The organism is Microbulbifer mixtoriginis (SeqCode) (assembly GCF_052467705.1).
The window spans coordinates 4,800,270-4,825,173 of sequence record NZ_CP174322.1 but is presented as its reverse complement, the minus strand read 5'-3'; the positions used below and the strand labels follow the sequence as shown (position 1 = coordinate 4,825,173).

Below are 24,904 nucleotides of genomic sequence, written 5' to 3'. Positions count from 1 at the left end.
GGTATCACATTATCTTATAGGGGCAAAAGCGGTCATGCTGTCCCTGAGGGTAACGCTACCGAGACCGTGGTTGGGAAAGATTTTTTCAAAGTTATCTTGTTCACCATGTAAAGCCAGGTAATTCATGACTACCGTTTCTACCAGTAGATTAACGTTGTTGGCGGCGGGACTTGAAGACGTTTCCACGTCCCCGGAGGAACGCATATAACCCAGCTGCTGATGCCTTGCCTGCTCGTCGGCGCTGCCACCGAGTAATTGCGGACGCCCGGCAGGGTTGTATACCAGGAAGAAAGAAGCAGCGGTTTGCTGATTGTCTCCGGTCCACACACCCTTGCCACGACCTTCGACAGAGTCGTCGATCATACCGTTGGAGAAAACCGAACCATCGCTAAAGACATAAATCATCAGTGGCTGGTTGCGACGTGCAGCATACTCCAGGCAGGCGCCAATACAGCGACCGGCACGCAGGTCGCGCATCTCGCCGGTGGCGCGGTCGCCAGTATGGTAGTCGTAGCCGCCCATGGTGATAGTACCGGCACCGGCATAGCCATTCACCACTAGTTTCATCGTTGAAGCGGTTTTGCGGAATTCTCCATCCCCACTCAGTTCAGCACTGGTAAAAATACCGGAGGGACCGACAATATCCGGGTCGGCTTCGGGGTTTAGATCGGCGGGATTACCGAAGCGGTCCGCCAGGTCGGCGCTCTTCATATAACCGCAGCGCACCATATCCTTGATAATCGCATCGGCTCCCACGCGAGTGTTTACCTTACCCAGCTTGGCATCAGAAATACGGTACATGGATTCCATCACTGCAACCGTGTCTTCCTGGCTGAGCAGGCCCACCAGGTCGCCCACATCTACGAGGCCGGTAACATCAGAAGGCCTGTCCACTTTGGTGGGGCGAACTTCAGGGTTGATCATTGCCGACGGAGCCATGGAGTTACCACCGGAATCACTGGAGCGAGAGCCGATCAGGGCCAGTAGGGAACCATTGGCCCCGGCCTTGTTGATTCCGTACATGGGGTTATGGGGGTTATTGCCGGTATCGTTTTCCGAGCGTGCCGGGATCACCGCACCGTTGGTAGCGGTAGCAGTGCCGGAGCTCACTTTTTCCAAGATACCGCGCAACATGCCGCTGTCGCTATGGAAAGCAAGGCCCAGGTCGGTGTTAACAAATCCTTCTCCGGCTGAGGGAATCATATCGCCCGGCAGCCCCTGTTTGTTGTAGCCGGCCGTACCGAGAAAATCCATCTGACCACCCTGTTTGCCTACCAATACATTGGAGCCAGCGATATTGGCTCCACCGGCGAGGTCGAAACAGATAAATGGGATTTTACCGGCGCCAAAAGCGCTAACATCACAGGGGCCGCCGTTACTCTTGCGCAGGTCTTCCAGGTCGGCAGACAGAGCTGCGTGGGCATTATGTGGGTTGGCAAACATACTGAATACAGAGCCACCTAATACTGTCGCCATGCCCGCGCGGAAGCCCTGGGCGAGAAAATCACGACGGGTTACCGGGCGGTGGTGATCCGGGTGGCGTAGGGGCTGGTCCAGCTCAAAATGTTTTTTCTTGCTCATAGTTTTTTGCGGATTTTTTATCCGATGTGCCGGTAAATTATTTTTTAAATTTTTAGCAGATTGTTGAAAATTTTCTTTCGACAATCTTGTCTAGGCTGTGATTAATCTTCCCAGGTACGGTGTTTAAAATCGTACCTGGGCGGCAGCCCGTTTTTTTAATCAGTGAATCAGGATCATAGCGCTGCCCATGGCGGCGGCGCATACGGCTTTGACCGTGGTCTCGGTGCGATCTGCTTCACAACCATTGCCACAGGCAGTCATGGTGTTGATCAGGCTGTTTAATTCTGCTTCTACGGTGCCCAGGTCTGGTGCACTAGACAGCTGCGAGTGGCTGCCGTCATGCCAGTTCATTTCGTGGCCTAATAGGCTTTCCATTAATGGATCAATCACCAGTGCTCGTTTACTAGCGCTGTCAAAAGCTGTATTGGCAGGAGCATTAAAATTAAAACCTGGGAAATAACTTCCGCGCGCATTGGAATCCACCAGGGTGCTGCAGTATTTCACGGCAAGTTGGGTGATACCCATTTGTTGTGCAGCCAGGAATCCGCTGATATCACTGGAGACAGGTAGCTGGCGCTTCACGGCTTCCCAGGTTTCCATCACATCCGGGTGGGCGCTGGAAATGCCGGTGGCGCGAGAGAGGCTGGCGTTAATCTGCTCGAAGCGGCGCAGGCCAATACGCGGTTGGGCCTCCAGGTCTGCTGGCTCCGGTGGTGCGGCAGGTGTGGGCTCTACACGAGTAAAGCTAGCGTTGCCGATACGCTCGAAAGTAAGGAAAAATTCATCTTCCAGGGGGCCTTTATCGAGGGTAATGATAGTGCCAAGCCTCGACAGCTTCTGGCCTTGCAGGGGCACATAACTATCATCGATTTCGGCGGATAATTTAGTCCAAGACTGGCCCACTTCCGCTTCGCGACCATTAATACCGATACGCATGCCTTCGATAGCGATACTTTTCGGATCGACACTTTCATCCAGGCTGATAAAGGTAGGTTCACTGAACAGGTAGGCATAGTTGTCGAACTGCTGAACGGTAAACATTACATAGCTTTCAGTAATACCGGTGTGTTCTTCAACTTTAAACAGCAGGAAGTATTTTTCTCCGACACCTACTTCATAGTTGGTGGCAACATCCTCGGCAGAGAGTGCGCGAGAGTGAATCGCCAGCATGCGGATAGAACCCTGCCAGCTATTTCCGTTACTTACTTCACTACCAACTGCTAGGGCAAAGGTGTCATCCCAAGTGCTCAAGAGCCCCGCTTCGCTGGGGTCCATTTCTCCAGTATCTGCGCCGTTTACAAAGAGTTTACGGCCGTTGATCGGGTCAAAGGTAGCGACTACGTGCTGCAAACTCGCCTGTACCAGCTGGTCTGCATCATCCGTCATCAGAGCTGGCATTCCATCCGCATCGGTACTGTCACTGCGGTTCTGGAATATGTAGCTGTACTGCGCCTGCCCTAGGGTGAGGTTGCGAATGTCGTCACCGCCGGAATAGGTAACCAAACGTGCGGGACCTTCCTGGGTGACATTGGCTGGTGCAGCCCAAACCTCAATAGAGTATTCGCCGGTGGCAGTGAGAGTTTCGTATAACTTACGGCTGGTTGCCGTAGCGCCCTGGGCTTTACCACCTTTAAGCTGCAAACCCCAGGACTCAATCCACTCCACATCGCCTGAAAGCGCCAAATCAATGGCTGGATTTACCCCGGAAGTGTCATAAGCCGTAGTGCCGCTACCGGTTTTAAATTCATATAGGGCGATTGCATTATTTTCTATACGGCCACCACTGCTGGCGACAATACCATCGGTGAGAAGCAGAGCCTTACTAAGGATCCAATTCGGATTGACTTCAGTAGGGGCAATGCTGTCGGCAAAGGCTTGGATAGCCGCCGTCATTTCCGCTGCGTTGCTGGAGCAGTTATCCCAGCAATTGTGAAATTCACTACCCAGGCGTACAGAGAAGCGTGAATCCGCAGGGGTATCCAGGTTCATTTTGCTTTTCGCCGCCTCGTAGGCGAGATCCACATCAGAGCTAGCAAAGTAGGGTTTTTGTGTGAGCGCGGCATCTTCGCTGTGGCAGCTGGCACAGTAGTTACGCAATACTGGGTAAACGGTAGTGCCGAAGTTACTACTGGAGACTGGGAAGCTCTTGCTCGCGCCCACATCGCGTTCAATTGGGGCAGTTAGTGTGACTGTATTACTGAGACCGCCGCTGGCTCGAGCCCATTCTTCAATATAATTGGTAATAATTTCAGCGCAGGCATCGTCGCTGGAGAGCCAACAGTTGTGCCCGCCGCCCACCTTGGTTACCAGGCGTGACTCTTCCGGGAGGCTTAGGTTTACCAGTTCACGACCTTCATCGTAAGCTGCATTAATATCGTCACCGCGTACGAAATGGGGGCTCTGCGCACCCTCTACGTGGCAACTACCACAGCGATTCTGTTCGGCCAGGTTATCCCAGATATAGCGCTTGTACTGTTTGACATCTTCAGTTTCCGGTGCCGGGCCTGAATAGCTGGTGCCGTTATTGGATTGGTTCGTATTTGGCTGCTCTTCTGTATCTTGGCCACTGCCGCCACTACAGGCGGCAAGGAATGCTGCTGTACATAAAAGGGTAGATATTTGCAGGTTCTTAAAAATTTTCATTGTTATTAATCTCCCGCGCAATAAACCGCAGTATCGGCGTATACCTGCTTCAGTTTGTAACCGGAGCTGCTGAAGTTGTTAGTGATGGCTTCTATACGTGCACGATCATTGGCATCTTCAGGATCACGCAAACACACCTGGCGAAATACTTTAGTGACTTGGCAGCTGGCGAAAGCGCGGCTGTTGGCCAACTCCTCACCGAGAGACTTTGCCCCATTACCGCTACCGGATAGGGCACTATTCCATCCAAGATGCAGGTTGGGGCCCTCACGCCAATAGTTGTCCCAGCGATCGTCGGGAAGCTGGTATCCGTGGGGAAAGTTTGCCGCATTAATATGGTTTTTAGCTTTCACGCGACTGCCGGTTTCCGGATCTGTATCTCCTGCACCGTTATAGTCGAGTGCCCCGTTGTTGCCCTCTGGGTCATTGTCTGCATCGTAGACATAATCGTAATAGGCGAAGGCTTGGGCCATAGGGTCCATACCGCTGTGACAGCTGACGCAGTTGTTTTGAAATACCCGGCTATCCCCCCCTGGACTGCGACTGACATCCTGGCGAATTCGATCCGGTGAACGTGTGCTGTCTTGCACCTGCTCCATATCCCGGCACATATGGTTGAGCATGGTAAAACGGAACATGGCGCGGTTGGTGCCAGCACTAAAAAAGGCCTTTGCTGCGGCACGACTGGTAATCACACCGGCAGTAGCATCGGCCGGAAGCCCATTAAGGGAAGACTGACTTTGTCTGGTGAGATTTTCTTTCAGGGAATAACCACCAGCTTCCAGAGCTTCGTAGTGATTATTGTTGCTGGTACTGTAACTTGGCAGCCCGGAGACATTTCCGGTATACAGAATATTTGCTGACAGTAATTGGCGAAAATCCATATCGTCCCGAACCATACCAATAACGGTTGCGCTGTAATCATTTAACGGCGCAAACACATCCTGTTCCTCGTTAGTCCAAGGTGTGGCCAGATTTTTCAGGGTCACATTGTAAAAGTCATCGTGTTGCATTGCCGTATAGGCAGCACTGGCAGGATCACCATTGGCGATGTCCTCGGCCATATCCAGCAATACACTTTCAGAGGGAATGGTGCCGGTGATACGGCTGTGAATTTGCAGAGCCTGATCCTGAGGGGCCGCAAGGGCTGGGGCACTCCAAAGGCCGGCCCCGATTATTGCGCCTACCACTGTGAGCTGGATCACACGCGCTCGAGACGAATTATTTTTCATTGGTTTATTTTGTCGATGGGGTCAGTGGGGTATGTCAAGGCATACTAAAAGCGAATTTCAGGACTGTCAGAATGACTTTTAATATTTGCGTCCCAGTTGGCAAACTTTTTGTGCGCAACTTGCGAGAATTACCCTCGGCGGCAAAAACCGCACACAGAAATAATGAAGGGCCTTCTGCAAATATTACCGGCATGTTGCTGGTGCCTATGCTGGGTAGAAAAAATAATGAAATCTTTGCGTGCAGTGCCACTACTACTGTTGGTGGCTGCTTGTAGTGGTGGTGGCGGTTCCTCTAGTAGTGGGGAGCAGGCGGAAGATCCTGTAGTGGTGGATTACCCTATTGCCTTCGTGCGTCGCCAGCTTAATAAGGATGATGAAGGAGCCCTAGAGCAAGATAACCAATACCAGCCCCAGGATTTTTTCCCCGGTGCTGAACTGATTCTGAAAGATCGTGCTACAGCAAGTGCTGCAGAGACAGTAATTACCGCAGAAATTTTTACTGGTGATTACGATGTTAAAGATCTCAATACCTCCGCAGATGGACAGCGTTTGGTATTTGCGATGCGCGCACCAGAATTAGAAAATGTTGATGACGATGAACAGCCTACCTGGAATATTTGGTTATATGATCTTGAAACCAAAGAGCTGAAAAGAGTCATACAGTCGGATCTGATTGCAGAGGAAGGGCAGGATGTTGCCCCGGCATTTTTGCCAGATGGACGTATTGTATTTTCCTCTAGTCGCCAGCGTCGTGCCCGCGCTTTGTTATTGGATGATAATAAGCCACAGTTTTCTGCTCTGACAGATGATCAGGATGAGCCCGCTTTTGTTTTACATGTGATGGAGGCGGATGGCAGTGATATTCGTCAGATCTCTTTCAATCAGAGCCACGATCTCAATCCCACAGTACTGAATAATGGACGTATCCTGTTTAATCGTTGGGATAATGCTGCCGGTGTAGACCGCTTAAGCCTATATACCATTAAACCAGATGGTAGTGACTTGTCTTTTTATTATGGTTATCACAGCCAAGAGACCGGCACTGAAAATTCACTAGCTACTTTCTCCAGGCCGCGTGAGATGCCTGATGGCCGTTTACTGGTCAACCTACGTTCGCCTTCGGGAGTAAGTTATGGCGGCGATCTGGTGGCCATTGATGGAATCAATTACAGCGAAGCCTATAGTGAAGCCGGCGGTGAGGGGGATCTGGTTGGTCAGGCCTCTATCGCCTTTGCTGAGGTTACAACTGATGGAACCCTCTCTCCCCATGGCACATTCTCCACAGCTTGGCCTTTCTACGATGGTACCAGCAGGTTGTTGGTATCTTGGAGTGAATGCCGCATTGTGGAGGAAGAGACGGAACTGCTACGTCCCTGCCCAGAAAATTTAGGGGAAGAAGAGGAACCGGTATTAGCTGATCCTCTTTACGGCCTGTGGATTTATGACTACGTGGCAGGTACTCAACTACCTATTATCGTCGCGGAAGAGGGTGAAATGATTTCCGAGGGGGTGACACTGGAGCCCCGCACGGAGCCGGCTTATATTCCCGACCCAATTCCTGGAATAGACGTAGATGGCGATCTAGTGCAGGAATCTGTGGGTATTTTGGATATCCGTAGCGTCTACGATTTTGATGGTGAGGATATAGCGGGAATAGAAACTCTCGCTGATCCTGCTATGACTACTGCCGATGAGCGTCCCGCACGTTTTCTCCGTATTGTAAAAGCTGTAGCGATCCCAGATGACGACACCCTGGACTTTGACGGTTCGGCTTTTGGTCGCAATCGCAGTCAGGGTATGCGTGAAATCCTGGGCTATACGCCTATTCAACCGGATGGTTCGGTACGGGTCAAAATACCTGCCGATACTCCCTTTGCAATATCAGTGATAGATGCCGAGGGTAAGAGAATTTTTGAACAACACAATAACTGGTTACAGTTACGACCCGGTGAGGTACGCAGCTGTGTGGGCTGCCATACCAGTGAGAGTGAAGTGGCTCATGGTCGCGTTGATATGGAGCTGGAATCTGCCTGGAGTGGGTCTCCTACTTCAGCGGCGCCATTTGTAAATACCGAGCCTGCATTACTGGCGGAAATGGGTGAAACCATGGCGCAGTTATTGGCTCGGATTGTTGGAGAAGCTGGATTAAAAGGGGATATACACTTTTCTGATGTCTGGACCGATCCAGCAGTTCGCGTTAAAGACACTGATATTTCTCTGGCTTACGCTGATTTATTGACTGAAATCCCCGCTCCATTAGCCTGCCTGGACAATTGGGGGAGCAGTTGCCGCAGTGTTATTCATTACGAGCAGCACATTCAGCCAATCTGGGAACTGCCACGTCAAGTTGTGGATAATGCCGGTACGGTAATTAGTGATAATACCTGTACTGCCTGTCATTCACCAGTAGATGCCGCTGGTGCTACACGAGTTCCCGCCGCGCAGCTGGATCTGACCGCAAGCGCGTCTTCTGTGAACGATGCTTGGTTTACCTCCTATGCTGAACTACTAGTTGATAGCCCGATATTGGATCTTGTCGGTGGAATTTTAACTCCACGGCTGAGGCAGGAGACGGATAACCAGGGCAACCCGGTATTTGAAACCGATGAAGATGGTAACTTGATTCTCGATGCCAATGGAAATCCTATACCGGTGATGATCGTTGTAACTACTTCTTCTGTCATGGCTGAAACTGCTGCAGAAAGTGCTTTTTTTCCTATCTTTTCGACCGGTGGTGCGCATACGGGACTCTTAAATCCGGCTGAACTACGTTTAATTGCAGAGTGGCTGGATATCGGCGCTCAGTACTATAACGATCCTTTTGCGGCACCGGCTGACTGATCCATGTCTATTTTAAAGAATTATCTTTTTATTTTCCTGCTGTTTGGAGTCAACTTCCTTTCTTCCTTTGTATTTGCAGAGGAAGTTGGCGAAACACAATCGATCGAGAGTCTGAAAGTCGGTGAATCTTCGGGAGATATCTCAGAGGAATTTCTCACGGTAGAGGAAAAATCAGAAGCGGTAATTCCAACTGCGATTAATGTGGTGAGCAAGATACCGGATGACGCAGAGCAAGTTACCGTTGGTAATGCATTTATCAATATGTATCGAGGCCCTGGCCGCGGTTATCCGATTTTTCATGTGGCTGAATATGGTGAAAAAATTTGGCTGCTTAAACGCCGCACCGATTGGGTAAAGGTATTGACTGCGCACAATAAGACTGGCTGGGTACGAGTTGCGGATTTGCAAAACATTTATGGTGAGGAGGGTGAGCTGGTGCGGGTTTCCCTTCCCGATTTTAGAAATGTGCAAGCGGGTTTCTTTTATCTGGGCTTATCCTATGGCGATTTTGCCGGAGCTAATTCCTTGGCGACAAGAATCGGTTACCAATTTACCGCTAATTTAGCTACCGAATTGCGTGCTACTCAGGCAGTTGGTGAATTTTCGGATAGCCAGGTTTATCAAATGGCAATACTGCATCAGCCGTTCCCGCGTTGGCGATTATCCCCCTATTTTCTACTTGGTGCTGGTCTAAATATCACATCACCTAACGCAACCATTATTGCTACGGAAGATCGTCAGGACACAGTAATGCTGGCAGGCATAGGCATTAAAACGTATCTATCGCGCCGCTTTGCCATAAAAGCGGAATACACAAACCACTACCTGCTCACCTCGCGGGAAAATAATCAGGAGATAGTCGAGTGGAAACTTGGTTTCGACGTATATCTGTAGGCACTGCAACCCTATCCGCGCTGTTCAGTGCTCAGGCCTGTGTCGCCCAGCAAGGTGAAGACGTTATTGCAGATATTGTCGTTTCAGACTTGGAGCGTCGAGAGGTACGTGATGCACTGATCGACAGTGAAAATATTGAATTGGGCATCTTTGCCGGAGTGATCAATGTAGAAGACTTTGGATCTAATGCCCTTTATGGCACCTCTGTTTCCTACCATATTACTGAAGATATTTTTATGGAAGGCACCTATGCGCAAACTGAGCTGGGTGAGTCCAGCTTTGAGCGTTTAAGTGGTGCTGCTCCTCTGTTGACCGATGAGCAACGGGAACTCAGCTATTACAATTTTTCTCTGGGTTGGAATATTTTCCAAGGAGAGTACTTCATTTCAGATGATTGGGCATTCAATACGGATTTTTATCTGGTGAGTGGTGCCGGCAATACCTCTTTTGCAGATGAAGAGCATTTTACCTACAACTTTGGTGCTGGAGTGCGCTTGTTGGCCAATGATTGGTTGGCATTACGCTTCGATGTACGTGATCACGTATTTGAACATGAATTATTTGGGGAGGCACAATCCACTCATAATTTGTCTACCCAATTAGGTTTTACTGTATTTTTCTAGTTTTTTAAAAGAATAGTTAATAAGGATTTTTAATATGTTACGACTCGTTGCTGCTTTTATATTACTAATATCGTCGATAGGTATTAGTGCCGCAGAACCCTCCCGAGATTTTACGCTGGCTTCTAACCAAGGCGCAAACCTGCGCCTGGCGGAGCAGCGCGGTGAAGTAATTATGCTGAATTTCTGGGCTTCCTGGTGTGGGCCATGCCGCCAGGAAATGCCTTTACTAGATCAGTTGCACGAGCGTTATTCCGCTGCTGGATTCCAGGTTTGGGGCGTAAACGTAGATGCACATCGATCTGATGCAGAGAAATTACTGGGAAAAATACCGGTGGACTTCCCCATCTTATTCGATAGCACCAGTGAGGTGAGCAAAATGTACGGTATTGATGCTATGCCGAGTACTGTTTTTATCGACAGAGATGGCAATGTTCGCCATATCCACAAAGGCTATCGCGATGGAGATGAGGCAACTTATAAGAAAATCATCAAGGAATTAATCCGGGAGTAATAGAATGTTGCGCTACTTGTTGCCGCTGTTGGCGGTATCGCTATTCAGTGGCTGCACAGTAACGCCCTGGGTGGCCCCTTATGAGCGTCAATATCTGGCGGACCCGATTATGGGTTTTGAGAGAGATCCAGTTGCGGCCAGTTATATGAACCATGTTTATGAAGCCCGCGAGGCGGCCAGGGGAGCCGAAGGTGGTAGTGGAGGCGGATGTGGTTGTAACTAAGTTGTTACGTTATTTCTTTACAGTAGGGTTATTTTTGCCTACTTACGCTTTTGCTGCTGTGTTACCTGAGGAGCGAGCTGATAATCTGTACCATGCCTATAGTGGTGGAGGGGTGACCATTGATGGCCCTTCAGTGTTAATTCGTAAGAATATCGGCAACAATGTTTCCTTTTCTGCTAATTACTATGTGGATATGATTTCTGGGGCCTCTATTGATGTTGAGGCAACCGCGAGTGAATATTCTGAGCAACGAGATCAATATTCCCTCGGTGCAGACTACTTGGTAGATAAAACAACAATTAGTGTTGGTTATACCAATAGCTCGGAGAATGATTATGAAGCAGAAACAGTTGCTTTTGGTATCAGCCAGGGATTCTTTGGCGACCTAAGTACTATTGATCTTCGTGTTAGCTATGGTAGCGATGATGTATATCGAAACGGTGATGAAAATTTTGCTGATGAAGCAGAGCATCGTCGCTATGCTCTCAGTTGGAACCAGATACTTTCACAAAAGTTGATTGCTGAAGTGGGCGTTGAGACGGTCTCCGACGAGGGATTTCTCAATAACCCTTACCGCAGTGTACGCTACTTGGACCCAGCTTCTGGTACTGGGTTTAGTTACCAGTCTGAACTCTACCCAAGAACACGCAACAGTGATGCCGTTTCTATCCGGGCTAAATATCGGCTGCCTTACCGTGCATCATTAAAAGGGGAATATCGCCGCTATGCGGATAGCTGGGGAATAACGGCGGATAATGTCGAGTTCCGTTACACCCACCCACTGAAAGAGCGTGATGAATGGATTTTTGAAGGTAAGATACGCTATTACCAACAAACCAGTGCCGATTTTTATAGCGACTTATTTCCCTATCTGAACGCCACTAATTTTCGCGCGCGAGATAAGGAGATGAGTAACTTTACCACCTTGGCCTTTGGTTTGGGGGTTTCCTATGAGCTACCGCAGCGTTGGTCTTTATTCAATCGAAAGAATAACATCAGTTTCTACTGGGATCATATTCTATTTGACTACGAGGATTTCCTTGATGTTACGGTGCATGGTGATAGTACGGCTATTACTCCGGGAAGTGAACCTGCCTATAGTTTCTCTGCGAATGTTATTCGCCTCTTCTGGACTGTACGCATTTGATATTTTAAACCCCCCCCCTCAATGGGAGAGTATGCTCCCCCATTGAGGATAGTGGATGAACCTGGAAGAAAAGAGCCAATTATTGTTCATCGGCTCGATGAATATCGTAATCCTTTATTACTGTGGCAATCCGTATCCGGTAGTGGTCAAAAAAACAGGCTCTACCCAATTTCTGAGCTTCCCGATGTTGGTTTTGGCACTTCCAGGATTGTACGGCTTGCTCATCCCGCCAAAAAGAAAGTGAAAGAAAGTTATCTGGGTTGTTGAGGCTCTGGAATCTCTCCACCGAGATAAATCCATCTATATTTTTGAGATACTTTCTCAGTTCCCGGGCCTTGGAAAAGTAGACTTCTTTGTTGTCATTTTTAGGTTTAACTTCAAAAATTACCGCGATCACCAGTTTATCCTCCCCTCAAGCGTATATAAGTAGATGGAACTGCTGTGAGGAATGAGCGCTTTTCCTCCAGGATAAATTGTTGATTTTGAGCAAATAGAAAATTGTCATGGCCACCTTCCGATGATTTCAGTCGTATTCTATATTTCTCATAGCTCGCCAGACTATCGAAACTAATCAGGCCAAATGCACGGTTATTGGTGCCTTCATAGGGTAGAAAATAGCCTATTAGCTCTCCTCCACATTCAGGGATAATTTTGCCCCAGTTCTCCGCATACTGTCTAAATTTATCGAGCTGATAGGGATTAATACGATACTCGATAAAACAGGTGATCGTCATAGGTTTTGCCTCTGTTTGGAATTCATTGCATTCTATGACACTTATTTTTTTATGCTTCGATCTACAACGAACTATCTGGTGTGTCTATGGAGCCTGATATATCTCTGGTGGCGGGTTTGATTGGTGATAAGACTCGCTCGAAAATGCTAATGGCACTGATGGGTGGCAAAGCCCTGACGGCAACTGAGTTGGCCTGTGAAGCTGATATCAGTGCTCAGACAGCGAGTACGCATTTATCCAAACTCACCGAAGGGGGTTTACTGGTGGTGCGTAAACAAGGGCGTCATAAGTATTTTCAATTGCGCGATTATGAGGTAGCAGAGTTACTAGAGAAACTACTTAATATCGGTAGTACTCCGATGCAAGGAAGTATTGATACTGGTCCTAAAGACCCCGATGTTAGGAAAGCTCGAATTTGTTACGATCACCTGGCAGGAAGTCTCGGCGTAGCCCTATACGACTCTCTAGTGGCAGAAAGTGTCATCATCGAAGAATTTCAGAGTACGAAATTGACTGAAAACGGCAAGAAATTTTTCCGTAATCTAGGTGTTGATATTGGTGGATTGAAAAATACTCGGCGTCCATTATGCAAGTCTTGTCTAGACTGGAGTGAGAGGCGCAATCATCTGGCTGGCACCCTGGGTCAATGGATATTAGAGGATGCATTTCGAAAAAAATGGGCACGAAGGAGGGTGGATTCTCGTGTGATCGATTTCTCGAGCTTTGGGCTTAAGAAATTCCTGCATAACTATCGAATATCATTTGATTGTTGAATCTTGGTGCAGGCGGTAAGAGGGTATATTAACCGCCTGTTAAATTATAAATTTAATGCTATTTTGAATGGCGGCTCTTTAAGACCTTGTTTCATATATTGTTGGAGCTCTATTTTTTATTGGTGATGACCTCTAGCGAATATATAAGTTAATTTACCTTATAGGTTATTCCTGTGAATAGAAGAGTACCCAAAAAAATCGCTTTTATTGGTTCCAGTTCTATCTATGGTCGAGGTGATACCGAGTTGGGCGGTTTCGTGCAAAGGATTCGTTTCCGCTTCGAACCTTTGAATCCCAAAAACCTAGTCTACACCCTGGGAATATTTGGTGAAAATGTTGTATCGCTTACTCAGCGGGTATCATTGGAACTTTCTGTGAGAAGGCCACATTTAATAGGGCTTTACCCCGGTTTTAATGATATTTGTCGAATTGGTGGGGCAGAAGCACAGAATACGGTAACTCTAGATTTTTTTCGTCAAGCGATGTTAGAGCTACTGCAAGCATCTAATTCGATTGCCCCCAGCTTTGTAATGACGGGTATTCCTTTCGATGAGCAGAGAACAACGCCTTATCGTGACAGTGATAGTTATTTCTTTCGTAAAGATGCACAGCTTTATAGTCAGGTGGTGAGAGAAGTTGCCTTTAATGAGGGAGTCCCTGTGCTGGATTTTGAAAGTTTATGGTGCGCACTTGAGATTATTCCACTGCTTTCTGAGGATGGTCTCCATGCTAACCCGGCTGGGCATCAGTTACTTTGTGAGCAAACCTGGGATTTTATTTCGAGAAATTATTTATAGAACGTCTACTTTGATTAGATATGCGTTGAAGTTCTTACAACGGTTTATATCTGATCGATATTTTTAATTTTTGTTGCGAAATTTCCATTGTCGCCTAAGAATGTTGAAGAAATTTGATAAAAGGAAGTATGAGGTGGATAGATGGGAAACAATAAAGTCACCAGTAATTTAGAATCGTTGAAAGCTCTATCTGAGGCAGCGCGGTGTGCTGAGGAGTATATTTCTGGTATTCGAGAACAAAGAGTCAGCCCATCATCTTTGGAGTTGACTGAGTTGGAAAGATTAAACTCCTCCCTGCCTAACAAGGGGCAGGATGCTCAGCAAGTGATTGCAGATCTCCATCATTACGCCTCCCCCGCCACTGTGGCGAGTACCGGTGGTCGCTTTTTTGGTTTGGTGGTTGGAGGTTCCACACCTGCGGCAATGGGGGCCTCTATTTTGAATGCGGCCTGGGATCAGGTAGCGGTACTCGAATCATCGGCACCATCGGCCATTTACTTGGAGCGAATAGCCGCCCATTGGCTGCTGCAATTATTAGAGTTGCCAGAAGAAAGTAGTGTTGGATTTACCACTGGTTCCTCTATGGCAAACATGGTGTGTTTGGCTGCAGCGCGCAACCGTCAATATGAGAGAATGGATATTGATTTGGCGAGAACGGGGCTCGCCGGAGCCCCACCGCTGAGGATTGTCGTCTCTGCAGAATCACATGTCACAGTGCATAAAGCCCTTTCGATTCTCGGTATTGGAAAGGATCAATTGGTGAAGGCTCCTTGTGACAATCAGGGCCGTGTGCGGGTGGACACTTTTCCCGAGCTGGATGAAACCACCATCGTGTGCTTGCAGGCAGGTAACGTGAACTCTGGTCATTTCGACCCCTTTAAAGAAATTATCCCGATGGCCAGGGCGGCCGGGGCCTGGGTACATGTAGATGGCGCCTTTGGCTTGTGGGCGGCGGCATCACCCAAGCAGCGGCACCTGACTGCGGGAGTGGCGTTAGCGGACTCCTGGGCGGTGGATGGGCACAAATGGCTAAATACACCCTACGATTGTGGTGTTGCTATCTGTAGTGAAGCCCAGATGGTACATCGTGTTATGACTACTCAGGCGCCATATTTACTGGCTGGGGTTCAGGTGCCACCGAAGGATATGGTTCCCGAATTTTCCCGCCGTGCCCGAGGTGTTGAGGTCTGGGCGGCAATTCAGGAGATGGGCAGCGAGGGGGTGGCCGCTCTGGTGGAGCGGTGCTGTGGATTTGCCCGTCAGTTTGCTGATGGACTGGCCAAATTAGGCTTTGAAATTCTCAATGAGGTCGTGCTGAATCAGGTAGTGGCCAGTATCAATGATGAATCCGCTTTGCAACAGATTGTGCGTATAGTGCAGGAGGAGGGTGTGTGCTGGTTTGGTACTACTGTGTGGCAGGGTAGAGTGGCGTTACGTCTCAGTGTCTCGTCCTGGGCAACTTCGGCAGAGGATATTGCTTTGTCACTGGATTCTATTCGCCGAGCAATGGAACAGGTGCTTGGGGCCAAGTGATTCTAATTCCCGCTTGGAGAGATCAACTTTTGGGCGTTGCCACTCTGTGCGGTGGCAATACTGACTAAGCGCTGTGCTCGTTTTCCCTAGAGGATTCAGAACTCCACTGCTGAATGCAGTCTATCCTTCTGGTTGGCCCATGAATTTTAAAGTGGGCTGAACTGAGAACATTGGCGCATGGAGCAGATGAGCGATTACCCTAGAGCACTGGAAATCACCTTCGATTCGGTGCGCAATGTTGGCTTGGCTGCAGCCTTACTGGGGGCCGCAGCGGTGATTATTCAGGCTCCCTCTCTTGCATTTAATCTCAATTGGTTGGCCTATACCGAAGCGGCACTGCTGGCTGGCTTATCTGCAGTATTGCAGTTATTAAATCTTGGCGCCTGGTTTCTGTCTATGCGTCGTCTGGGCTATAACCGGTTTTGGCTTACCCTGGCCGGCGGCCTATTTATGATTTTATTGATGCACTTTTATGTGGCTGTTGCTTCGACCAGTCTTAGAGGACTGACTTTCACTTCGATGAATTGATCCTTTATCAGATCACACCGTTTTTATAGACAAGCAGCACGGGCCAGGGAGACCCTGTCGTGAGTATGACATTCTGGATTGTTTTAATACTTTTACTGATTTTTGTCTGGTTACTGGGGATCGCTTTTTTTAGCCCAAATCTGAACCGTAATGAATTGTCCAATTTTTCCTACAACCAGTTGGCTTTTGCCGATGGTTTCTCGGTGAATTATCGGGAAGTTGGCAGGGAGGGGCGTCCGTTGCTGTTGTGCTTTCACGGTGGTGGTGATTCCTTAGGGGGTTGGGGGGAGTGGGCAAAAGTTTTGGCTAGGGATTACCACCTGATATTGGTGGATCTCCCTGGCCATGGGCTCACAGATCCCTTGCCGGGGGGCACCTATACCCCCAAACACCTGGCGGATTTTATCGGGCGCTTCATTGAGGCAATGGGCTTAGAAAAGTTTGTGTTGGTTGGCCACTCCTTTGGAGGCAACGCAGTATTGCGATACCTGATTGAACATCCCGATGCTGCAGAGGCTGCCATCTTGATTGCACCGGGTGGTTACCAATGTGGCAAGGGGTTGGAAATGCCTCCGGCTATGGCACGATTTGTACTTAGTCACTGGGGGCGACGCTTTGTCTCTCATCTGGGTAGCCGTGGGTTGCTTAGAAGAATGTTAAAAGCACGGTTTTTCTACAACCCAGCGGCGCTGCCTGAAAAAATGGTGGAACGTATCTACCTCCTCTCCCGTTATAAAAAAAACCGGGGAACAGTTCTTAATTTGGTGGCTAATGCCACTGTAAATTTTCAACCACTTAACGGTCTTGAAAATATCAAGACTCCCACTCTGTTTATTTGGGGTGCGGATGACCACATTATTCCCTTGGAGGTGGGTCGCTATTTTTCAGGTAAAATATCTGGCAGTCAATTGATAGCTTATGAAAATATTGGGCATATGGTTCATGTTGAAAATGCAAAAACCAGTGCCGATGATGCAATTAAATTTATCAAAGGGTTGTAGTGATTTTTGCTAAAGTGAAAAACAACAAAAAATTTAGTGGGTGCCTACCTGGAATTTATATTTATTTTAATGGTAGATTAAATATCCACTTGGATTGTTTGCCTGCCGAAGTTCAGTTTTTGATAAGAATAAATAAAAAGTTAAAGGTGAAATATATTTATACTAGATGCTGGCAATGTTGGAATTGGAGAAAGTTCTTCAGTTAATCCTATTAATTTTCCCCCATCGCAATATGGCCCAAGACTTGGATTGGCTCAGTAAAGTATTGGTGCTATGAAAGCTATGGATATGTTTGGGATAGTGAATTTTGTCATGCGGAGACGCGTGGTCATTAGATCCCGCTTTGTCATGGGGGAATTCGCTATGCGGGCTATACTGTGGCGGAAGGCGATAATATTATTGTTTCTAGTGATTCTGCCTATAACAATGGCGCACATGTTGTGGTATGTAATTATTTTCCCTTATTAGATAAAAACATTGTATCCCATTCGCTAATGGCTGGAGATATGAAGATTGTAAATCCTGCCACAATTATGCTGTTTGCTCTTGCGTTGACAATATGTATACAGGGGGGGGGTCAGAGATTGCAATATTTCAGAAAAAAATAAGTCTGTAGATCAATGTGGCGATGGTTTGGATGGAGGTATTGTGCCTTGGATTATTTATAACTCTTGGAGATCATCACTACAAGTGACTGAATTTAAATATAGTTTAACTGACAATAAGATAATTTACCCTGGATTTAATGTATCAAGAATGGTGGTGTGCATCACTATAAGATATTTCATGATGAGGATTTCCTGGCAGAACTCGCCGTCTAAGTTACAGTGATTTAAAAGCGAAATAATATAAACTGTCGCTACAGAATAATTGCTGTAGACCATGCTGGATAAGAGAGACCTTCTGGTTGTCTGGATATGCTCCCTGAATAAATTGAGAAAGTACTTGCCTTAGGTTAAGTAAGTTAAATGTAAATAAGTGCCAATTTTTTGTGAGGTCTAAGCTCTCTTTATAATGTGAGCATGTATCGTTTTTGTTTTCTTTTTGAAAGTGAAAGCTCTTTGAAATTTATATGATATCTGTATACCAAATGAGTTTATAAGTTGAAGGGTTTAATTAAAAGCTAAAAGTTTTCTATCTATTTATATTTTTTTAAAGGTGTGCATTTGATGAGTAAGATGTGTGGGTGGGATCTCTATTAAGCAGCGTTCTTTTTTCTCGTTCATGTGATTTATCTTTTTCTATTGTTCGTTAATTGGAAACAAAGTTAAACCAATATTGAAACAATAATATCTAATAGATTTCACAGAATAGAGGGCCATCATTAATATAATCCGCCGGGATTTATACCAAGCACAACTATATTCACCGAGACTGATATGAGTGAGCTATTTAAGCTGATCACAGCTATTTCTTTATCCGCATTTCTGGTTGCCTGTGGGGGGGGCGGAGGCAGCTCTGATAGTGAGAAAGATAATAATCCTGGGATTATTGATAATAATGGCAGTGGGACCTCTGATCCCGATCCCGATCCCGATCCTGATCCTGATCCTGATCCTGATCCTGATCCTGATCCTGATCCTGATCCTGATCCCGATCCCGATCCCGATCCCGATCCCGATCCCGATCCCGACCCTAGCCCCGATACTATTAGTGGCGGTGAAGGTAGCGTTAGCGAGGATAATGAGACGTCTACCTCTGGCAAGTTGATTGATAGCGTTGATGCCGAGCAAACTTTTGGAAGGCTTAACGAATGGGGAAAATACGGTCTGCTTGATGTTTCTCTTGATGGTACCTGGAGCTATACCCTGGATGCGGGCCTGGCTGACCCCTTGAGCGCTGATGAATTGGTAATTGATGAATTTATGGTTGGTGTTGGAATAGGTGATGACATCACATTAATTACTATTCAGGTGACAGGTGCGGATGATGCTTACACTTTTAGCCCTGAATCCCCTCTTGCTACTTTACTCGTGGGGAGCAGTGAAGAAGCCAAGGGTACTCTGAAAATCATAGATGTCGACAGCAATACCCCAGGATTTGTTGAGAGTAGCATTGCTGGGAATTATGGTGATTTTAGTATTACCGACGTCGGTGACTGGAAATATACCTTGAATGACACAGCGCAGAGTCTCAGTTCAGGGGATGCGGTCACAGATACCGTCACTTTCACATTAACTGATGGTGCTGAAAAATCTGTTAATTTTTCTGTTGTTACTGTTGACCCTAATGGCAATGGATCCTTTGAGCTCTCTTTGGAACAAAAGCGCGTAATGCTGGATACCCACAATGAGTATCGCCAAAGGTGTGCTATGGGAGAAGCTGGAGAGGGTAACGGCCCAGAGAGTTCCGGTAATATGCAGACACTTTTCTGGGATGAGGCTTTGGCCAAGATGGCGAAGGAGAGAGCTTCTGCGTGTTATTTTGGACACTTCAATGAAGCGGAGGGAATTAGGCAATCTTTCGATAAAGTTAAAGATGAAGTTTCCTTTGTGTTGCCTGCAGGTAATATTGAAATTGGAGAGAATGTTTCAATCAATATTTTTAATCCGCCGGCATCGCAATATAGCGCTGAAACATGGGCTGGTTCAGTTGAATCCTGGTACGCTGAAAGTAATTCTTATGATTGGGATATGAAATTTTGTCATGATGAAACATGCGGACATTGGGCTCAGGTATGCCATGGAGAAACCCGCTATGTAGGCTGTGCTGTAGCGGAATGCGATAGTATTGTTGGTTCTAATAATCCTGCCTACAACGATGGCGCACATGTGCTGGTCTGTAATTACTTTCCTTCGTTGAATAAAGGTGATATTCCTTTCACTGATGGATATGGATTTAAAACTTGCAGGACGTGTCTTAATTATGACCTTCCTTTCTGTGTAGACAATATGTGTACCGGAGGAATAGCCAAAAACTGGAATGCTTCTGAGAAGAAAAATAAGAATATTGATCAATGTACCGATGGCTTAGGTAGGGATATAGTACCCTGTAATTATGGTAACCATCCTCCACCCGCTCAAGTTACGGGGTTCAAATATACGGTCTCTGATTGGCAGGTAAATTTGTCCTGGAATGAAACCATCAGGAATGGTGGTGTGCATCATTATAATATCTTTCGTGGAGAGGAACTTATAGATAAAACGCGTCAATTATCCTATAGGGATTCTGATGTGGAGCAGGATGCTACTTATCGATATAAAATCATTGCGGTAGACCATGCTGGTCAGGAAGGCTTGCCTGCTTATTTGGATGTAAGTACTAATTCAAATTAGTGAAGAGTAAAAGTTAATATGATTTGAGGGCGGGGGAAGCCAATATATGGTGGAGTTCAAGCTCTCAATTCATAATTGCTTAAAAATTTTACTGGCTTAATAGTACTTTTATATTTTTACTGTTGAGTGTTGACTGGTTATTGCATAAAAAATAATTTTAATGGGATGTTCAAGTTGGATTTACCTACAGAATATTTTCAAGTGCTTCCTCATTAGATGAGGATGGTCTTTGCTTTTTATAGCAAATCGAGGGAGTTTTCCTTAGATAAAAAAGGGCCGCATAGCGGCCAGGTTTGGGGGGATAAAAGAGGTAGAATTATTTTATTTTAACCAAGTCGTAATCACCCAATGCGGGCACTGTCAGGTGAATTTTTGATTCCAGTCGGTCGATGGATTGCAGGGAAGCACATAGCTGCTCCGCAGTGTGTTCAATTTGCTCAGCGCGTTGTTCCAGTAGTTCTTCCGCTTCCTCGGTAACACGCTCCTCAATACTCTGACCGCCAGTGAAGGCTGCCTTGAGTGCGTGCCAGGCAATAGTTCCTGCGGCATCCTTGGCCAAGCGTTCGATGCGGGGCTCAAATTCTTTGGAAATCGTCTCGTCGATAAAGTTACCAATCTCAGTATCGCCGAGATAGTAGATTTCTCCCTCGCGATTGAGACGATCTTCGGTGCGCTGGATTAAATCTGCAGAGAACTGCTTAAGCTCCTGATTTTCTGGATGATCTGGCCCGGCCAGGGCGCTAATAGCAATAGATAAGCCATCCATAGCGATATCTACGGCCTCTAAAGTGACTAGCAAGGTATCACGGCCGGCTGCATGCAGTTTTTGGCGATATTCCTGTAACAGCTCTTGTTGTTGATCATCCAGGGTGATCATGTCTCCATTTACTATTAGCTGTGCAGGTGAGTGAAAAGACACCAATTGCTGCTTATCGCTATCCTCGTGTATTTCGAAAAAATCGGACCCCACTTTTACGGTGTAATCCAGGGTGGACTCACAGTTGTCAGTATCGATATGAATGGACTCAAGTGCCATAACTTGGCTGGCTCCACCCAGGCTGATCAGGGCTGATATCGCAAGTGGCTTCCACATATTTATATCTCTGTATTGTACCTTTCCCATTGAGACGAGGTAGGGGCTGTGAATAGATGCAGAGAATAGGAAAAAAATTGTAGGTTATTTTTTATACAGATCGGGACTTCTCTAAGTGCTACCCTAGGCCGCGGTTCAATGCGGTGATGGTGCTGCAGGGTATTGGCTCTAAATAATTAAGAATTGGGGGATGGCAAATGTCATTCAGCAGGCAGTTGATGGCTCTGTGCTTAGTGTTGTTAAGCACAGTGGCTCGGTCTGGGGATATCGCCGAGTACACGGCGGATATGCGCAAGTACAGTGGTTATCACGATTTCTATTGGGATGAAAACAGCGGTCGGGTGCTGTTGCAGATTAATGAGTTTGAGCGTGAACTGCTGCTTCTCACCGGTCTGGCCCAGGGGCTTGGATCCAACCCTGTGGGTCTGGACCGCAATCAGATAGGCGAGAGCCGTTTGGTTAAGTTCCAACGTGTGGGTAACAAGGTGCTAATGCACCAAGTGAACGCCAACTATCGTGCTGAATCAGAAAACCTGGCAGAACGCCGCGCGGTGGAGGAGGCTTTTGCCTCTTCTGTGCTCTGGGGTTTTGAAACCTTGGCACAGGAGGATGGCGTTGCCCTGGTGGACTTTACCCCTTTCCTGCTCAGCGATCAGCACGGTATTAGTGCTCGCTTGAAACAGGCGGAGCAAGGAAATTACTCTGTGGATAAGTCCAAGTCCGCAATCTACTTGCCTCGCACCAAAAATTTCCCCAAGAACAGTGAATTTGAGGCTCAACTGACTTTTTCTGGTAGCAAGCCTGGTAAGTATTTACGTGAAGTGGTGCCAACCCCCACTCTGGTTTCGCTGCGTCAGCATATCTCTCTAATAGAGCTTCCTGATAAACAGTACCAGCCGCGGGTATTTCACAGCCGCAGCGGTTATTTCCCCTTCACTTTCCGTGATTACGCTACGGCAATTGACCAGCCTCTGGATCAGCGCCTTATCTACCGGCACCGCCTGGAGAAAAAACCGGGTAGTGATGAAGTGGTTGAGCCTATTGTTTATTACGTGGACTCCGGTGTGCCAGAACCCGTGCGCAGCGCGTTGGTAGAGGGAGCCGGTTGGTGGAACCAGGCTTTTACTGCAGCCGGTTATAAGGATGCCTTCCGCGTGGAAATCTTGCCGGAAGGTGTAGACCCGCTGGATGTGCGTTACAACGTGATCAATTGGGTACACCGCTCCACCCGCGGTTGGTCCTATGGATATTCTGTTTTTGACCCCCGTACCGGCGAGATCCTCAAGGGTAATGTAACTCTGGGCTCCCTGCGTGTACGCCAGGACTTTTTAATCGCCCAAGGGCTTTTGCAGCCCTATTCCGATATATCTGCTAATACCCAGGCCTTGCAGGCGATGGCGTTAGCTCGAATTCGTCAGCTGTCTGCTCACGAAGTGGGGCATACCCTGGGTCTTGCGCATAATTTTGCCGCGAGTGCCGTAGAGCGCGCTTCCGTGATGGATTATCCGGCGCCGTTGATTGCCCTGTTGGGCACCGAGCTGGATTTCTCCGAGGCATATGCCACTGGTATTGGCGATTGGGATAAGTTAGCAATTCGCTATGGATACGGAAACAGCGGGGAGGAACAGTCCTATCTGGATAGCATCATCGAAGAAGCGGAGAAGCAAAAGCTGCGCTTTATTTCTGACCCCGATTCCCGCGCGATAAACAATGCTCATGCAGCCTCTCATTTATGGGATAACGGTAGGGATCCCCTGGAAGAGTTCAGCCGTTTGACCGAGCTGCGCCGCCATGCTCTGGATAATTTCTCTCGCGCGGCAAATCCCAAATCCGCGCCTCGCTCTGATCTGGAGGAGACCCTGGTGCCAGTTTACTACGGGCATCGCTATCAGGCCGAAGCTGTGGGCAAGTTGATTGGTGGGCTGGATTACGATTACTTATATAACGGCGCTGAGCAGAATAGCTACACGCTAGTACCGGCTGAGCGCCAACAGCAAGCCATGGATGCGCTAGTTGAAACTCTGTCGCCAGAATTTCTGGCATTGTCAGAACAGGTTCTTCAGCTAATTCCCCCCAAATCCTATGGTTATGAACGCACCAGGGAGAGTTTCCCCTCTCACACCGGAGTCGCCTTCGACGCAGTGGCTTTGGCCGAAGCAGCAGCGGGTCACACCCTGTCGATCCTGATGGACCCACAGCGGGCGGCACGTATGGATCAGCAGAATGCACGTAGTAGTGAAATTCCCGCATTCGATAGCCTATTAGAGAGGCTTACGACGGGAGCTCTAAATAATGAACAGTATTCCGGTTTACACGCGTCAATTCACCAGCGTATCAACCATGTATATATCCAGAAGCTGATGCTGCTTGCTAGTGATCGCACTGCCGCTGAATCGATACGAGCCAAGGCACAATTACAGCTGGCAAAATTCCAACTGGCGCTTGGACAGAAAAAATTATTTGGTGATGATTCGCAGGGATACAATGCCCATTATTATTTCCAAGCCAAACGCATTGAATCTTTTATGCGCGGTGAACTTGAAGTAAAAGCCGGGGATATTAAAGCGATGCCACCGGGCTCACCAATCTGAGTCTTGTCACGATTGAGATTCACCCGGAATAATTACCGGGTGATCCCAGGCAAGATCAGCTGCGAATGAACTGAGATTTTTTTATCCAGTGACTGCCGCGATACTTTCTCGTAGAGGTGGAATTGCGTTTTGCCCAGAAGAAATGGCGGTTAAACTGGAACTCTACTTCATAACCTTCTGCCAGGGCTGCCAATGGCATCGCTTGCCAGCTGGTCTGACGCCGCTTGCTGGTGGCTTCCAGTAGGTACTCCTGGCCATCCAAGATGGCAACTACCCAGGCGTGTCCCTGGCCTTTGTGTGTCCCCAGTGCTACTCGCGCGTCCACGCCCAGCTCAATCAGCCAGTCGGCCAGTAAGATGGCATGATCTTCGCAGTCGCCGCGCTTTTGATAATAAGCCTGACGGGATGTCTGCCAGATATCGGAAAGTCCGGCATATTGCAGATGGTCGTACTGATACTCCTTTTGCATCGCCAAAGTATATAGCGGTACCCAAAGCTCGCGGGTTTGGAAAGGCTTGAAGCCCACCAGGTAGCTATTGGCAAAATGGTGCTGTTTATCCAGCCCTCTTGCAGTAGCTGTGACTGCCTCCAGCCCTTGCCAGTTCCAGATGGCAACCTGTGCGCTCTCCTCAAGAGAACGCTTGGCCACTACCTGTTGGATTGTTTCTTCCGATAGTGGATAGCTGGTACCCACTACTCTTACCACCCCATTTTGGCGATCTATGGTGTCAGCGTTAGTAGAACCATAGGCCCTACTTGCTGAATTGAGGGGCTGCTTCGACGAAGGTTTTAATTCAGGCTCTTGAATTGTATTGCGTAGAATTTCTGGCAGTATTAACAGCACAGAGAAAATAAGCAAGGGGACAATCCATTTATACACGTTT

General features: G+C 47.6%; 20 protein-coding genes. 13 read left to right on the top strand and 7 right to left on the bottom strand.

The annotated features are described in order from the left end of the window. Positions 1–9: 9 nt before the first annotated feature. From ACJJIB_RS20890 to ACJJIB_RS20880, 3 genes are all read right to left on the bottom strand, one after another. Complete coding sequence (locus tag ACJJIB_RS20890; protein WP_252083679.1) at positions 10–1,581, bottom strand: general secretion pathway protein GspF; 1,572 nt, start codon at positions 1,579–1,581, stop codon at positions 10–12. Between the two features lie 159 nt (positions 1,582–1,740). Then, positions 1,741–4,224, bottom strand: coding sequence for a LamG domain-containing protein (locus ACJJIB_RS20885; RefSeq protein ID WP_444887449.1), 2,484 nt, complete (start codon positions 4,222–4,224; stop codon positions 1,741–1,743). A gap of 5 nt (positions 4,225–4,229) precedes the next feature. Beyond that, entirely contained in the window at positions 4,230–5,456 is a 1,227-nt protein-coding gene (locus ACJJIB_RS20880; protein ID WP_252083677.1) for a hypothetical protein, read from the bottom strand. Between the two features lie 225 nt (positions 5,457–5,681). Here ACJJIB_RS20880 and ACJJIB_RS20875 point away from each other — a divergent pair, with 225 nt between their 5' ends. Genes ACJJIB_RS20875 through ACJJIB_RS20850 form a run of 6 tightly spaced genes read left to right on the top strand, consistent with a single transcriptional unit; the run spans position 5,682 to position 11,695 of the window. Then, positions 5,682–8,297, top strand: a complete 2,616-nt coding sequence (locus tag ACJJIB_RS20875; RefSeq protein ID WP_444887448.1) for an HzsA-related protein — start codon at positions 5,682–5,684, stop codon at positions 8,295–8,297. 3 nt (positions 8,298–8,300) lie between these two features. Then, positions 8,301–9,191 (top strand): SH3 domain-containing protein, encoded by an 891-nt coding sequence (locus ACJJIB_RS20870; RefSeq protein WP_252083675.1) that lies wholly within the window; start codon positions 8,301–8,303, stop codon positions 9,189–9,191. Then, a complete protein-coding gene (locus ACJJIB_RS20865) occupies positions 9,161–9,814 on the top strand; it encodes an outer membrane beta-barrel domain-containing protein (protein ID WP_252083674.1) in 654 nt (217 codons plus the stop codon). The genes ACJJIB_RS20870 and ACJJIB_RS20865 overlap by 31 nt, the downstream gene beginning before the upstream one ends. Positions 9,815–9,848: 34 nt before the next feature. Beyond that, a complete protein-coding gene (locus ACJJIB_RS20860) occupies positions 9,849–10,325 on the top strand; it encodes a TlpA family protein disulfide reductase (protein ID WP_444887447.1) in 477 nt (158 codons plus the stop codon). A 4-nt stretch (positions 10,326–10,329) separates the two neighbouring features. Continuing rightward, positions 10,330–10,548 (top strand): DUF4266 domain-containing protein, encoded by a 219-nt coding sequence (locus tag ACJJIB_RS20855; RefSeq protein WP_020414172.1) that lies wholly within the window; start codon positions 10,330–10,332, stop codon positions 10,546–10,548. Further along, a complete protein-coding gene (locus ACJJIB_RS20850; protein WP_444887446.1) occupies positions 10,535–11,695 on the top strand; it encodes a DUF3570 domain-containing protein in 1,161 nt (386 codons plus the stop codon). The genes ACJJIB_RS20855 and ACJJIB_RS20850 overlap by 14 nt, the downstream gene beginning before the upstream one ends. A 79-nt stretch (positions 11,696–11,774) precedes the next feature. Here ACJJIB_RS20850 and ACJJIB_RS20845 read toward each other — a convergent pair whose 3' ends face one another. Together ACJJIB_RS20845 and ACJJIB_RS20840 are read right to left on the bottom strand one after the other, a co-directional pair. Next, positions 11,775–12,092 carry an antibiotic biosynthesis monooxygenase family protein gene (locus ACJJIB_RS20845; protein ID WP_444887445.1) on the bottom strand — a complete coding sequence of 106 codons (318 nt, stop codon included), beginning with the start codon at positions 12,090–12,092 and terminating at the stop codon, positions 11,775–11,777. Positions 12,093–12,096: 4 nt separating this feature from the next. Beyond that, positions 12,097–12,429 (bottom strand): NIPSNAP family protein, encoded by a 333-nt coding sequence (locus tag ACJJIB_RS20840; RefSeq protein ID WP_444887444.1) that lies wholly within the window; start codon positions 12,427–12,429, stop codon positions 12,097–12,099. 86 nt (positions 12,430–12,515) lie between these two features. Here ACJJIB_RS20840 and ACJJIB_RS20835 point away from each other — a divergent pair, with 86 nt between their 5' ends. The 6 genes from ACJJIB_RS20835 to ACJJIB_RS20810 all read left to right on the top strand — a co-directional run bounded on the left by ACJJIB_RS20835 (position 12,516) and on the right by ACJJIB_RS20810 (position 20,336). Beyond that, positions 12,516–13,202 (top strand): ArsR/SmtB family transcription factor, encoded by a 687-nt coding sequence (locus ACJJIB_RS20835; protein WP_444887443.1) that lies wholly within the window; start codon positions 12,516–12,518, stop codon positions 13,200–13,202. 173 nt (positions 13,203–13,375) lie between these two features. After that, the gene (locus ACJJIB_RS20830) at positions 13,376–13,999 is read left to right on the top strand and encodes a GDSL-type esterase/lipase family protein (protein ID WP_444887442.1); all 624 of its coding nucleotides are present in this window, start codon (positions 13,376–13,378) and stop codon (positions 13,997–13,999) included. 141 nt (positions 14,000–14,140) lie between these two features. Continuing rightward, a complete protein-coding gene (locus ACJJIB_RS20825) occupies positions 14,141–15,532 on the top strand; it encodes a pyridoxal phosphate-dependent decarboxylase family protein (protein ID WP_444887441.1) in 1,392 nt (463 codons plus the stop codon). Positions 15,533–15,718: 186 nt separating this feature from the next. After that, complete coding sequence (locus ACJJIB_RS20820) at positions 15,719–16,060, top strand: hypothetical protein (RefSeq protein WP_444883045.1); 342 nt, start codon at positions 15,719–15,721, stop codon at positions 16,058–16,060. Positions 16,061–16,125: 65 nt separating this feature from the next. After that, positions 16,126–17,061 carry an alpha/beta fold hydrolase gene (locus tag ACJJIB_RS20815; protein WP_444888952.1) on the top strand — a complete coding sequence of 312 codons (936 nt, stop codon included), beginning with the start codon at positions 16,126–16,128 and terminating at the stop codon, positions 17,059–17,061. A 1,379-nt stretch (positions 17,062–18,440) separates the two neighbouring features. Continuing rightward, on the top strand, positions 18,441–20,336 hold the full coding sequence (locus ACJJIB_RS20810; RefSeq protein ID WP_444887440.1) for a VCBS domain-containing protein: 1,896 nt from the start codon (positions 18,441–18,443) through the stop codon (positions 20,334–20,336). A gap of 316 nt (positions 20,337–20,652) precedes the next feature. Here the strand turns inward: ACJJIB_RS20810 and ACJJIB_RS20805 are convergent, their stop codons facing one another. Further along, positions 20,653–21,429, bottom strand: coding sequence for a DUF2884 family protein (locus tag ACJJIB_RS20805; RefSeq protein ID WP_444887439.1), 777 nt, complete (start codon positions 21,427–21,429; stop codon positions 20,653–20,655). 197 nt (positions 21,430–21,626) lie between these two features. Between ACJJIB_RS20805 and ACJJIB_RS20800 the strand changes: the two genes are divergently transcribed. Then, entirely contained in the window at positions 21,627–24,020 is a 2,394-nt protein-coding gene (locus ACJJIB_RS20800; RefSeq protein ID WP_444887438.1) for a zinc-dependent metalloprotease, read from the top strand. A 55-nt stretch (positions 24,021–24,075) separates the two neighbouring features. Here ACJJIB_RS20800 and ACJJIB_RS20795 read toward each other — a convergent pair whose 3' ends face one another. After that, positions 24,076–24,900, bottom strand: coding sequence for a transglutaminase domain-containing protein (locus tag ACJJIB_RS20795; RefSeq protein WP_444887437.1), 825 nt, complete (start codon positions 24,898–24,900; stop codon positions 24,076–24,078). Between the last annotated feature and the right edge of the window lie 4 nt (positions 24,901–24,904).